Source organism: Halomonas sp. JS92-SW72 (genome assembly GCF_003547075.1).
GTDB lineage: Bacteria > Pseudomonadota > Gammaproteobacteria > Pseudomonadales > Halomonadaceae > Halomonas > Halomonas alkalicola.
This window is the reverse complement of record NZ_CP032147.1, coordinates 3570241-3583326: the sequence shown is the minus strand read 5'-3', so window position 1 is coordinate 3583326 and position 13086 is coordinate 3570241. Positions and strand designations below refer to the sequence as shown.

Here is a 13086-nt window from a genome sequence, read left to right as displayed (position 1 = left end):
GCTTCACAGGCTCGGCTCGTGCGCGTCGCCACGGCGGTGGCGATGACTCCAGCGGGCCAGCAGGACGGCAGGCACCAGGGCGGCCAGCGAAATGCCGAGCAGTTCGACTTGGCTGAGCGGCACCATGCCGCCCCCGGGCAGGGCGAGAGTGAGCCCCGAGATCAGCACCAGGGTGCGAATCGCCGTCTCCTGGATCGCGCCATGACCCAGTCGCCCGACCCCGATCAGATAGCCCTGCATGGCCGAAGCGAACAGCACGATGCCTGCCAGTGCCTGGACGAACACCAGCACGATCTGCAGCGGCTCGCCCTGCATGATCAGCGCCGGGTTGAGCACGAAAAGGAAGGGAATGAAGTAGATCACGCTGCCCAGCCGCATGGCCTGCAGGCCGGTCGACATCGGTCGGGCGCCGGCGACGGTAGCGGCGGCGAAGGCACCCAGCGCCACCGGCGGCGTGATGAAACTGAGCATGCCCCAGTAGAGGATGAACAGGTGCACCGCCATCGGGTCGAGGCCGCCGCCCTGGATCAGGGCCGGTGCTAGGGCCACGGCCAGGAAGATGTAGGCGGCGGTGACGGTCATGCCGATACCCAGCACGAAGCTGGTCAGGGCGCCCATGATCAGCAGCAACGGAACGCTGCCACCGGCGAGATGGATGAAGTCATTGGCGATGGTGCCGGAGAGCCCCGTCATGGAGAGTGCGCCCACCAGCATCCCCACGCCTGCCAGGATGGCGATCAGCTCGGCGAACAGTTTGGCCGCACTCGACAGCGCCTCGCCAAGATCTTTCCAACCCCAGCGGTTGTGCCGGGAGAGCTGGTTGAGGACCAGCAGGAGTGCGGTGGCGTAGAAGGGGGCCACGGCCTCACGCTGCATCACCAGCAGCATCCAGACCAGCAGCGCGAAGACGAAGATGAAGTACCACCCCTCCTTCAGCGTCTGCCAGAGTGACGGCAATTCGACGGCGGGCAGCCCCTTGATATCGTATCGCGCGGCGTAGGCATCGATCTGGATGAACAGGCCGAGGAAATAGAGGATCGACGGGATGATCGCGGCCAGCACAACAGCGGAATAGGGCACGTCGAGAAACATCGCCATGACGAAGGCGGTGGCGCCCATCACCGGGGGCATCAGTACCCCGCCGGTGGAAGCGCAGGCCTCCACCCCGCCGGCGAAGGAGCGGCTCATGCCGATGCGCCGCATGGCGGGAATCGACAGCACGCCGGTGGTCAGCACGTTGCTGATCACGCTGCCGCTCATCGAGCCCATCAGGCCGCTGGAGAAGATCGATACCTTGGCCGGGCCGCCCCGCACATGGCCGAGCAGGGCGAAGGCCAGGTTGATGAAGAACTTGCCACCGCCACTTTTCTGCAGCACCACCCCGAATACCAGAAAGCCGATCACCAGGCCGGCGAAGGCCTGCAGCGGGATGCCCATGATGCTCTCGGTGCTCATGGTGTGGTACATGGCCGTTTCCGAGAGCGATGAAGGAAAGGCCTGAATGGGTCCCGGCATCACGTCGGCTGCGAGGGGGTAGAGTGAGAAGAGGGTGACGATCACGGCGATGGGCCAGCCGCCGGCGCGGCGCGCCGCCTCGATGATGAGCAGCCACCAGGCATAGCTGACCCACAGAGCGGTATCCGGAGCCGCGAAGGCCCAGCCCCGTTCCAGGATCGAGTCGGCGTGGATCACGAAGTAGCCGCTGACTGCCAAAGTTACGGCGCTGAGGAGATAGTCGTACCAGGGAATGGGGCGGTGCTGGCCCGCCGGGGTCAGCGGCCAGAGCAGGTAGATCAGTGGTAGCAGAAGGGCCACCACCGCATAGTAGAACTGGGTCTCCAATCCGGTGACGAAGGTCAGGTAGCCGAAATTGAAGAGGTAGTCCAGGGTCATCAGCAGCAGGGCCACCGTCACGGCGCCGGGTATCCAGCGCAGTGGCAGCGGCAGGGTCCGCATCTGGCGGATCTTCTCCTTGGCCTGTCGGGTGCCGTCGTTGTCAGCAGTGAGGGTCATGGCAGCGTCCAGAAAGCTGGGGGCAGCCCGAGCCGCCCCCCGGGGGGTCACTCGAAGACGGGGTCGAAACCAGCGTCGCGCAGTGCGGTGGCACGTGCCTCCATCCAGGCGCTGCCGAAGGCCTCTTCATCGTCGGGTGCGTCGTTGACGAAGTCTTCCCATGCCGCCAGCAGCAGGTTTTGACGCTCGACCAGTTGCTCCTGATGGGCCTGCATCTCGTCGGTCCAGACGCCGATCTCCTCGTAGTAGTCCACGACGGCGTCGTGGAAGGGGATCACCCACTGCAGATCCTGATACTCCAGGGCGTAGCCCACGGCACCGGGAGCGTTGTCCTTGTAGTCGTCATAGTTGTCCTGCAGGGCACGGATCAGGCCATAGGCAACATCGTCGTCGAGGTCGGCGTTACCGACCACGATGGGATAGGGGTAGCTGGCGCTGTCGACGGGGTTGTCGGCACTGACGCCGCCGGCGCCCGACGTGATCCGGTGGGGCTGGAAGTAGGGGGCGACGGCGGCCATGCGTTCCCAGCCCTCGGCGTCATTGGGATCGAGCACCGGCCAGCTGATGCCGCGGGGGCTGCTGGCGAGCTGCTGGGCGGGAGGGGTAACGGTGGTCGTGAAGGAGGCATCGACGTTACCGGCGATGATGCCATCGAAGGAGCGGCCATAGCCAGGATAGTCGATGCGTTCCACGTCGTCCCAGGTCAGGCCGCCGAAGGCCAGATAGGCCTCGGTTCCCTTGTTGAGGGCGTCGTCCCCGCGGATGTAGGCGATCCGTTTGCCGCGCAGGTCCGCCGGAGTTTCAACTCCCAGGTCACCGGCCACGGCAAGGGAGAGGCCGAACGAGGCGGTAGAGGTGGTGATCAGGCGAATGGGCTGAGGGCCCCAGTCGGGATGGGCGAACATCATCACCCCCTCGACGCCATAGTAGCTGGCAATGCCGCAAGCGCAGAGATCGACCCGCCCCTGCTTCAGCGGCGTCATGCGCGAGACGTCGTTGTCACCGGGCAGCACCCTGACCGCGGTGCCGTAGTTGGACTGCAGCATGTTGCCGATCGCCACGGCCTGGGCATAGCCGCTGGAGTTGGTGCCGTAGGCGGTCCACGCCATGGTGCGAGGGAGATTGATCTCGTTGGCTAGTGCGATGCTGCTGCCCAGCATGGCGAAGGGCAGGCTGGCGAGAGCGAGTTGGCGAGTGATTGATCGCATGGAGGGCTCCTCAGATATTGATATTGTTTTGCTGTGCGGTATTGAGTTCCGAATACGTCATCGATAGTAGGGAACTGGCAGCGACGATGTCAATGACATCGCGACGGGCCATGGGCCGCCTTGTCTTGGGACCAACGTGAAAAGGGGCGTTGGCTGGGCCACTTGGAGAAGCGCCAGAAGTGAAAGGCCTAGACCAATGTCTAGGCCGAAGCGCGATGCGGCGTCAGCCGATCAGCTGCCGGTGGTAGAGGAAGCCCCCAGCGCCTGCCAGGCCGCGTAGGTGCTGAGGAAGACCCGCCCGGTCAGGTCGTCGAGGAAGTCACTGCGCTTGAGGCGGTCCATCACCGGTCCCTTGACCTCGGCCAGGTGCAGGGTGACGCCGGACTCCTTGAGGCGGGCGTTGATGGCGTCGAGGCTCTCCAGCGCCGAGGCGTCGATCAGGTTGACTGCCGAGCAGATCAGCACCACGTGCTCGAGCCCGGGGCGGCGCACCACCAGGGCATGGACGGTGTCCTCCAGGTAGCGGGCGTTGGCGAAGTAGAGGCTCTCGTCGATGCGCAGGAAGGCGACGTGGCTCAGGGTCTGCACCTCGTGGCGGGTGACGCTGCGGAAGTGCTCGGTGTCGGGAATGCGCCCGACGATGGCGCTGTGGGGGCGGCTGGTGCGATAGAGGAACAGGCCGACCGAGAGCGTTACGCCGCCGATGATGCCGGCCTCGACCCCCTCCACCAGGGTCAGTAGGATGGTCACCGCCATGGCCGAGAAGTCGGCGCGGGAGTAGCGCCAGGTCTGGCGGATCATCGGGATGTCCACCAGGGTCAGCACCGCCACGGTGATGGTGGCGGCCAGGGTGGCGATGGGCAGGTGGTAGAGCAGTGGGGTGAAGGCCAGGGTGACCAGGCCGATGCCGAGCGCCGCGAAGAGCCCCGCCATGGGGGTCTGGGCGCCGGCCTCGTCGCTGATCACGGTGCGTGACAGGCCGCCGGTGACCGGCATGCCCGCCGAGAAGGCCGCGGCCAGGTTGGCTCCGCCAAGGCCAATCAGCTCCTGGTTGGGCGAGATCCGCTGGCGGCGCCGGGCGGCCAGCATCTGGGCCATGGAGATCGACTCCACGAAGCCCACCACGCTGATCAAGAGCGCCGGGATCAGCAGGGCGCGCCACAGCGAGGCATCGAAGCCGGGCAGAGTGAGGGGCGGCAGCCCCCCGGGGATGGCGCCGACCACCGCCACCCCGGCCTCGGCCAGGGCGAAGTGCCAGCTGAGCCAGGTGGTGACCAGCACCGCCAGCACCGGGCCCGAGCGCGACAGCAGGGCGGCGATGGGGTCGGCCAGGCCCAGGCGGAGCAGCAGCGTCCTGGCGTGGCGCCGGCACAGCAGCAGGAAGAGCAGGGTGCCACCGCCCAGCGCCAGGGTTGGCCAGTGCACGGCATCGAGGCTTGAGACCAGGCTGCCCAGCAGGGCGATGACGGTATAGCCATTGGCCTCGATGCCCAGCAGGTGGGCGGCCTGGCTGGCGGCGATCAAGAGCCCCGAGGCGGAGAGAAATCCCGCGATCACCGGGTGGCTCAGGAAGTTGGTGAAGAAGCCCAGGCGGGCCAGGCCCATGGCCGCGAGCATCAGCCCGGAGAGCAGCGACAGCACCAGGGCCGCCTGCAGGTACTCAGGGGTGCCCGGGGTGGCCACCCCTGAGAGGGCCGCACCGGTCATCAGTGCGATGATCGCCACCGGCCCCACCGCCAGGGTGCGGCTGGTGCCGAGCAGCGCATAGAGCACCGCCGGCAGGATGCTGGCGTAGAGCCCCACCACGGCGGGCAGGCCGGCGAGCAGGGCGTAGGCCAGCGACTGGGGAATCACCATCACGGTGACGATCAGGCCGGCCAGCAGGTCGGCGCCGCCCAGCCGGCGGTTGTAGTGGGGCAGCCAGGTGAGAATCGGCAGGTAGCGCTTGAGCATCCGTTCTTCGTTCGACAGGGGGAGTGACCCTAGAGACTAAACGATATGCGTGGCGGTGTTCAGAGTGGGTTAGCATCTGGTGAAATGGCCGTGTCGGCCCACCACCCACACCGGATCATCCACATCGGCTCATCCACAACAACCGCAAGGACACCTCATGAAGCGCGAAACCATCGCCCTGCACCACGGCTATGCCCCCGACGACCAGCACTCGGTGGCGGTGCCCATCCACCAGACCACCTCGTTCTCCTTCGACAGCGCCCAGCACGCCGCGGACCTCTTCGACCTCAAGGTCGAGGGCAACATCTACTCGCGGATCATGAATCCCACTTGCGCGGTGCTGGAGCAGCGCGTGGCGGCACTGGAGGGCGGGCTCGCCGGCCTCGCCGTGGCCTCGGGCATGGCCGCCATCACCTATGCGATCCAGACCATTGCCGAGGCGGGCGACAACATCGTCTCGATCAGCGAGCTCTACGGCGGCACCTACAACCTCTTTGCCCACACCCTGCCGCGCCAGGGGATCGAGGTGCGCTTCGCCGACAAGGACGACCTGGCCGGCCTCGAGGCGCTGATCGATGCGCGCACCAAGGCGGTCTTCTGCGAGAGCGTCGGCAACCCCTCGGGCAGCGTGGTGGACATGCAGGCCTTGGCCGAGGTGGCCCATCGCCACGGCGTACCGGTGATCGTCGACAACACCGTGCCCACTCCCTTCCTGTGGCGCCCCATCGAGCACGGCGCCGATATCGTGATCCACTCGGCCACCAAGTACATCGGCGGCCACGGCACCACCGTGGGCGGCGTCATCGTCGACTCCGGCAAGTTCCCCTGGGCCGAGCACGCCGAGCGCTTCCCGCTGCTCAACCAGCCGGATGTCTCCTACCACGGGGTCTGCTACACGCGGGATCTCGGCGAGGCCGCCTTCATCGGCCGCGCCCGGGTGGTGCCGCTGCGCAACATGGGGGCGGCGCTCTCCGCCCAGGCCGCCTGGAACCTGCTGCAGGGGCTCGAAACCCTGGCGCTGCGAATCGAGCGTATCTGCGACAACGCCCAGCGGGTGGCCGAGTACCTGGAGGGCCACGACGCGGTGACCTGGGTGAAGTACGCGGGCCTGCCGAGCCACAAGGACCACGGCCTGGCCCAGGCGTACATGGGCGGACGCGCCTCGGGCATCTTGAGCTTCGGCATCAAGGGCGGCCGCGAGGCCGGCGCGCGCTTCTACGACGCCCTGGGCATGATCCTGCGCCTGGTCAATATCGGCGATGCCAAGACCTGCTCATCGATTCCCGCCGCCACCACACACCGCCAGCTCAACGACGAGGAGCTGGTCAGGGCGGGGGTGACGCCGGACATGGTGCGCCTCTCCATCGGCATCGAGCATATCGACGACATCCTCGCCGACCTCGATCAGGCTCTGGCCGAAAGCCAGCGCTGATCGCCTCGTCATCCAGGAGCGGCGCCGTCCCCTTGTCGTGGCAGGGGGGCGGCGCCGCTTTGTTGATGGAAGGCAAGCGCTTTCGGGCGCTGTCGTCCAACGCTGTCATAACTTGAGTCCAACCATGGTGTGTCAGGCCAAAGTGCAGGTCTCACCCGGCGCCGAAGGGACTAAGCTGCTGTCCGGAAATAACAACAACGTATGGGGCGCATGACTATGCAGCTTGTCATCTATCTTCTCGCAGCGCTGGTGGCCGTCGCAGCCGGCGTGGTCACCCATCATGGGATGTCTCCCTGGACACCCTGGCTTGCCCTGCCGCTCGCCACTGTGGCCGGTGCCCTGGCCCTATATGCCGGGATGCTGAGGATCTACGCCTTGCCTGCTTTGGAGCTGAAGGCCCGGCGGCGAGCCTGGTTGCCTCCGGTACAGGACTATCTGGCCCTGCGCCGCCTGGGCCATGACCTGGTAGGGCGCACCGGCGTGGCGGCCATCGCCTCCGCTGAGGTCTCCTACCACGCCGATCGTCTCGATCAGCGGCTGACGCGCCAGGAGCGCGTTGTCCATGACGCCTCCACCAGCATGACGGCCATCAGCAGTGCCATCGAGCAGGTGGCCAGCGGGGCGAGTCAGGTCGCCCGGCTGGCGACCAGCTCTCGGGAGGGGAGCGAGGTGAGCCGAGAGCAGCTTGAGGCGGTGGTCAAGGAGATGCAGGCGCTGGCCGAGCGCTCCACCGAGGCGCTGGCGCAGCTCGGCTCTCTGGAGGAGAAGGCCGGCGGTGTGAAGCGGGTCACCGCCATGATCGAGGAGATCGCCGAGCAGACCAACCTGCTCTCCCTGAATGCCTCGATCGAGGCGGCGCGGGCCGGGGAGCACGGGCGCGGCTTTGCCGTGGTGGCAGGCGAGGTCAGGGCGCTGGCCGGGCGGACGGCCGATGCGACCCGCCACGTCGAATCTCTGGTAAGCGATATCGGCGTGAGCATTCACCAGGTGGTCGAGAACATCGGTTCGCTGATGGGGCGCGTGGGGCACCAGGCGGCCGAGATGACGACGGTGGGGGAGCGCCTCACCGCCATGAGCCACAGCGTGCAGGGCGTGGAGCGTGAGATTGCCGAGATCGCCACAGCCATGGAGGATACGAGGCACCATAGCCAGCGGATTGCCGTCACTCTGCAGTCGCTGTCCCATGAGGTGGATGAGGGCAACCGCGACATGCACAGCCTGGCATGCCAGGCCCGTGCCCTGATGCAGAGCGCCGAAGGGGTCGAGGCGGCCCTGGCCCAGCAGCGCCTCGATGGTCGCCATCAGCAGGTCTATCGCGTGGCACGTCAGGCGGCGGATCAGCTGCAGGGACTGCTGGAGAAGGCGCTGCGCCGCGGGGAGCTGAGCATCGATCAGCTCTTCGACGGCCGCTATGAACCGGTGCCGGACACCCAGCCCACCAAGTATCGGACTCGCTATGACGAGTTCTGCGACCGTCTCTTTCCTGGCGTGCAGGAGCCGTTGCTCAAGGCACATGGCCTGGCCTACGCCATCAGCTGCGATCGCAACGGCTATGTGCCGACCCACAACCTGGCCGTCAGCCAATCTCCCACCGGTGATCTCGCGCACGATCTCAAGTTCAGCCGCAGCAAGCGGATCTTCGATGACCCGACCGGCAAGCGCTGCGGCAGTCACCGCCAACCGCTGCTGCTGCAGACCTACAAGCGCGACACCGGTGAAATCATGCACGACCTGTCGGTGCCACTCATGGTGGCGGGCAAGCACTGGGGCGGCTTCCGGGTCGGCTACTCCCCGGTGCTCGAGAGTCACGCCACGAGGCAGGTGCCGTCCTCCCTCGAGGGCGAGCTGCTGGCGGCGGATCCAGAGGTGCGAGCTTCGCCGGATCCGGCGCGGCGCCAGCACGAAGCCCTTTCGTGATCACTCCCTGGCTATCTCGCGCCGCGCTCGCCCCTGCCAGGCGGACCAGGTGTAGAGCGCAAGCGCCGTCCAGATCAGCGCGAAGGTGGCCAGCTGCACCGCCGTGAGCGGCTCGCCGAACACGAGCAGGGCGATGCCGAACTGGATGGTGGGGTTGATGTACATCAGAAAGCCGAGGGTGGCCAGGCGGAGCCGCCTGGCCGCGCCGGCGAAGGCCAGCAGGGGCAGGGCGGTGATCACTCCGCTGGCAATCAGCAGCAGGGTGGTGCGGGTATCCCCCAGGAAGTGGGAGAGGTCGACCTGGACTAGCCAGGCAAGCGTCAGCAGCGCCAGCGGCAGCAGCAGCAAGGTCTCCACGAAGAGCCCCGAGAGGCCGTCCAGCGGCACCTGCTTGCGCAGCAGCCCGTAGGTACCGAAGGAGAAGGCGAGCCCCAGGCTGATCCACGGCAGCTCTCCGAGCAGCAGCAGCTGGATCAGGATTGCCACGGCGGCCAGCCCCACGGCCGCCGCCTGCAGCCGGTGCATGGTCTCGCGCAGCACCAGCATGCCCAGCGCCACGTTGACCAGCGGCGTCATGAAGTAGCCCAGGCTCGCCTGCAGCACCTGGCGGGTCTCCACCGCATAGATGTAGAGCCCCCAGTTGATCGCGATCAGCAGCGCGCAGCCCAGCACGCTGCCCAGGCGGCGCGGCTCGCTCAGGGCCTTGCGGATCGGTGCCCAGCGCTTGAGCAGGGTGACCAGGCCCACCAGGAACAGGCAGGACCAGAGGATCCGGTGGATCAGGATCTCGAAGGCCGGCACCCCCTGGAACAGGGCGAAGAAGAGCGGAAAGCAGCCCCACAGGATATAGGCGGAGAGGCCGAAGGCGACCCCCTTGGCGGGTTCGCGATCGGGGGCAGGGCTGGGCGATGGACGCATCGGGGTCTCGTGGCCAGGGCGGCGGATAAGGTGACGGGAGAAACTGTACGTTAGCAGGCTATCGGGCTGGCCGCTACGGGGGCGGCTGACGTGGCACCGGGCCTGAGTTACGCTTGCTGTCACAATCACCTATCGAGCAGGAGCGCCCCATGAGCGAGTTGAGAGTGACCCTGGTGCAGTGCGACCTGCGCTGGGAAGACCCGGACGCCAACTGCCGGATGCTGGAGGAGACCCTGGGCGACCTCGGCAAGGCCGATACCGACCTGATCGTGCTGCCCGAGATGTTTGCCACCGGCTTCACCATGAACTCCCGCGAGATGGCCGAGCCCATGGCGGAGAGCCGCACCGTGGCCTGGCTCAAGGACCAGGCCTGGCAGCGCGGCTGCGTGGTCACCGGCAGCGTGGCGATCGTGGAGCAGGGTTGCTACTTCAACCGCCTGATCTGGGCGCGCCCCGACGGGACGCTTGCCACCTACGACAAGCGCCACCTGTTCCGCATGGCCGGCGAGCACGAGCGCTACGCCATGGGCCACGAGCGGGTGATCGTCGAGCTCAAGGGCTTCCGGCTCCTGCTCAGCGTCTGCTATGACCTGCGCTTCCCGGTCTGGCTGCGCCAGCAGCCGGCCCCCGGCGAGCACTTCGAGTACGACGCCCTGCTCTGCGTGGCCAACTGGCCGGCCCCGCGGCGCCACCCCTGGCGCACCCTGCTGCAGGCCCGAGCCATCGAGAACCTCTGCCCGGTGATCGGCGTGAATCGCGTAGGCGAGGACGCCAACGGACTGCCCTACGCCGGCGACTCCATGCTGATCGACGCCAAGGGCGAAGCGCTGATCGACGAGCCCGAAGGCAGCGTCTTCGTGAAGACCGGCAGCCTGTCGCTGGATGAGCTCAAGGCCTTCCGGGAGAAGTTTCCCGCCTGGCGCGATGCCGACCACTTCACCCTCTCCGACGGAGTCGGCTTCTGATGCGCCTCGACCGCTTCCTCTCCGAGACCACCGAACTGACCCGCAGCCTGGCCAAGAAGGCCCTGCATCGCGGGGAAGTCAGCGTCGACGGCGAGATCGTCAAGAACCCCGCCACCCAGATCGGCGAGGCCAGCCGGGTCACCTGGAACGACGTGCCGCTGGCGCTGGTGGGGCTGCGCTACGTGATGCTCCACAAGCCCATGGGAGTTGAGTGCACCGCCCGGCGCACCCTCTATCCCCGGGCCATCGACCTGATCGAGCTACCCAAGGTCGAGCGCCTGCAGCCGGTGGGACGGCTCGACGTCGACACCACCGGGCTCGTGCTCTTGACCGACGACGGCCAGTGGTCCCACCGGGTCACCTCCCCGAAGCACCGCTGCGGCAAGGTCTACCGGGTCACCCTGGCCGAGCCGCTGGAGGGCGATGCACTGGCGCACGCCATCGAGGCCTTCGCCGAGGGCGTGGTGCTCGACGGCGAGGAGACGCCCACCCGCCCGGCGGAGCTTGCCATGCGCGAGCCAATGGTCGCCGAGCTCACCCTCTATGAGGGCAAGTACCACCAGGTGAAGCGCATGTTCGCCGCCATCGGCAACCATGTGGTGGCCCTTCACCGCGAGTCCATCGGCCCGCTGGCGCTGGGCGAGCTGCCCGAGGGTGAATGGCGCGAACTCACCGCCGACGAAATTGCCGCCTTCTAGTCTCGAAAACCAGGAGCGTACGCCATGAAGATTGCCATTGCCGGTACCGGCTACGTCGGTCTCTCCAACGCCATGCTGCTGGCCCAGCACAACCGGGTCGTGGCGGTGGATATCGTCCCTGAGCGGGTCGCGATGCTGAACGAGGGGCGCTCGCCCATCGAGGATGCCGAGATCAGCGAGTTCCTGGCCCACCGCCAGCTGGACTTCACGGCGACCCTGGACAAGGAGGCGGCCTACCGCGATGCCGACTTCGTGGTGATCGCGACCCCCACCGACTACGACCCGAAGACCAACACCTTCGATACCTCGAACGTCGAGGCGGTGATCCAGGACGTGATGGCGATCAACCCAGGCGCAGTGATGGTGATCAAGTCCACCGTGCCGGTGGGCTACACTGCCGAGGCCAGCCGGCGCTTCGGTACCGAGAACCTGATCTTCTCGCCGGAATTCCTGCGCGAGGGCAGGGCGCTCTACGACAACCTGCACCCGTCGCGGATCATCGTCGGCGAGCACTCCCCCCGCGGGGAGGCCTTCGCCGGCCTGCTCAAGCAGGGGGCGCTGGACGACGAGATCCCGGTGCTCTTCACCAACAGCACCGAGGCGGAGGCGATCAAGCTCTTCGCCAACACCTATCTCGCCATGCGGGTGGCCTACTTCAACGAACTGGACAGCTACGCCGAGACCCACGGCCTGGATACCCGCCAGATCATCGAGGGGGTGGGGCTCGACCCGCGCATCGGCAAGCACTACAACAACCCCTCCTTCGGCTACGGCGGCTACTGCCTGCCCAAGGACACCAAGCAGCTGCTGGCCAACTACCAGAACGTGCCGAGCAACATCATCGCGGCCATTGTCGATGCCAACCGCACCCGCAAGGACTTCATCGCCGAGCAGATCCTCAAGCGCCATCCGCGGGTGGTGGGGGTCTACCGGCTGATCATGAAGACCGGCTCCGACAACTTCCGCGCCAGCGCCATGCAGGGCGTGATGAAGCGCATCAAGGCCAAGGGTATCGAGGTGGTGGTCTATGAACCGGTGCTCGCCGAGAAGACCTTCTTCGGCTCCCGGGTGATCCGCGACCTCGATGCCTTCAAGGCCGAGGCCGATGTGATCCTTTCCAACCGCATGGCCGCCGAGCTCGACGACGTCGCCGAGAAGGTCTACACCCGGGACCTGTTCGGCAGCGATTGACCAAGCTCCCCAGGGCCAGAGTCCGATTGCCTAAAGAAGTAATAAATGTATGAGCAGATCGAGGCACAGGCCGCCCAGCTGCTGATCCTATAGCCTGTGCAGCTCTGGGGGGCACTTCACCCCTGAAATTGCGCTGTATGCTGGCGGCGGCTGTGCTGATGCTTGGCGCATCTACCCATCGCTCCGCCAGGCGGCGACTAGCTCGCGGGCCTGCCGCCCGACGAGCTCGGGAGCCTGGCCAGGACGATAGAGCGCGCCGCCCAGCCCGGCGCCATCGATGCCGGCGGCTCGCCATGCCGAAAAATTCGAGATGCCGATGCCGCCCACGGCGTAGAGCCGGGTACCCGCCGGCAGCACGGTGCGCAGCGCCTGCATGCCGTCGATGCCGACCTGAACCGCGGGGAACAGCTTGAGCCCATTGGCACCGGCCTCCAGAGCGTCGAAGGCCTCGGAGGGTGTGACGATGCCTGGCCAGCTCTGCATGCCGAGGTGACGGGTGGTCTCGATCACTGCCGGGCGGCAGTTGGGCGAGACGATAAGCCGACCGCCGGCGGCGTGAACCTCGCGCACCTGGCTTACCGTCAACACGGTACCGGCTCCGACCAGGGCACGCTCGCCCAGCGCCTCTACCAGGCGGCGGATGCTCTCCAGGGGCTCCGGCGAGTTGAGCGGCACTTCCAGGGTCGTGATGCCGGCGGCCACCACCGCCTCGCCCACCGCCACCGCCTCTTCAGGGGTGACGCCTCGCAGGATGCCGATCAGGGGCAGGGGCTCAAGCAGGGGCATGGGGA

At 66.9% G+C, this 13086-nt stretch carries 10 protein-coding genes; 5 read left to right on the top strand and 5 right to left on the bottom strand.

The window, feature by feature from the left end; translation table 11 throughout:
• Positions 1-3 precede the first annotated feature (3 nt).
• The 3 genes from D1793_RS16890 to sulP form a co-directional block, all read right to left on the bottom strand.
• A complete protein-coding gene (locus D1793_RS16890; protein ID WP_119023177.1) occupies positions 4-2013 on the bottom strand; it encodes a TRAP transporter fused permease subunit in 2010 nt (669 codons plus the stop codon).
• 47 nt (positions 2014-2060) lie between these two features.
• Positions 2061-3221 carry a TAXI family TRAP transporter solute-binding subunit gene (locus tag D1793_RS16885; RefSeq protein WP_119023176.1) on the bottom strand — a complete coding sequence of 387 codons (1161 nt, stop codon included), beginning with the start codon at positions 3219-3221 and terminating at the stop codon, positions 2061-2063.
• A gap of 231 nt (positions 3222-3452) precedes the next feature.
• Complete coding sequence (gene sulP / locus D1793_RS16880; RefSeq protein WP_119023175.1) at positions 3453-5174, bottom strand: sulfate permease; 1722 nt, start codon at positions 5172-5174, stop codon at positions 3453-3455.
• 157 nt (positions 5175-5331) lie between these two features.
• On the opposite strand from sulP, the gene D1793_RS16875 reads away from it, so the two are divergent.
• On the top strand, positions 5332-6606 hold the full coding sequence (locus D1793_RS16875; RefSeq protein WP_119023174.1) for an aminotransferase class I/II-fold pyridoxal phosphate-dependent enzyme: 1275 nt from the start codon (positions 5332-5334) through the stop codon (positions 6604-6606).
• 210 nt (positions 6607-6816) lie between these two features.
• A complete protein-coding gene (locus D1793_RS16870) occupies positions 6817-8523 on the top strand; it encodes a methyl-accepting chemotaxis protein (protein WP_240407703.1) in 1707 nt (568 codons plus the stop codon).
• Here the strand turns inward: D1793_RS16870 and rarD are convergent, their stop codons facing one another.
• The gene (gene rarD, locus D1793_RS16865) at positions 8524-9441 is read right to left on the bottom strand and encodes an EamA family transporter RarD (RefSeq protein WP_119023172.1); all 918 of its coding nucleotides are present in this window, start codon (positions 9439-9441) and stop codon (positions 8524-8526) included. It lies immediately after the preceding gene.
• A 149-nt stretch (positions 9442-9590) separates the two neighbouring features.
• Between rarD and D1793_RS16860 the strand changes: the two genes are divergently transcribed.
• From D1793_RS16860 to D1793_RS16850, 3 genes are read left to right on the top strand one after another with little or no spacing between them, the layout of a single operon-like run.
• A complete protein-coding gene (locus tag D1793_RS16860) occupies positions 9591-10406 on the top strand; it encodes an amidohydrolase (RefSeq protein WP_119023171.1) in 816 nt (271 codons plus the stop codon).
• Positions 10406-11104, top strand: coding sequence for a pseudouridine synthase (locus D1793_RS16855; protein WP_119023170.1), 699 nt, complete (start codon positions 10406-10408; stop codon positions 11102-11104). Before D1793_RS16860 ends, D1793_RS16855 begins: the two co-directional genes overlap by 1 nt.
• Positions 11105-11128: 24 nt before the next feature.
• The gene (locus D1793_RS16850; RefSeq protein WP_119023169.1) at positions 11129-12295 is read left to right on the top strand and encodes a nucleotide sugar dehydrogenase; all 1167 of its coding nucleotides are present in this window, start codon (positions 11129-11131) and stop codon (positions 12293-12295) included.
• Between the two features lie 171 nt (positions 12296-12466).
• Here D1793_RS16850 and D1793_RS16845 read toward each other — a convergent pair whose 3' ends face one another.
• Complete coding sequence (locus tag D1793_RS16845) at positions 12467-13081, bottom strand: 2-dehydro-3-deoxy-6-phosphogalactonate aldolase (RefSeq protein ID WP_119023168.1); 615 nt, start codon at positions 13079-13081, stop codon at positions 12467-12469.
• Positions 13082-13086 lie beyond the last annotated feature (5 nt).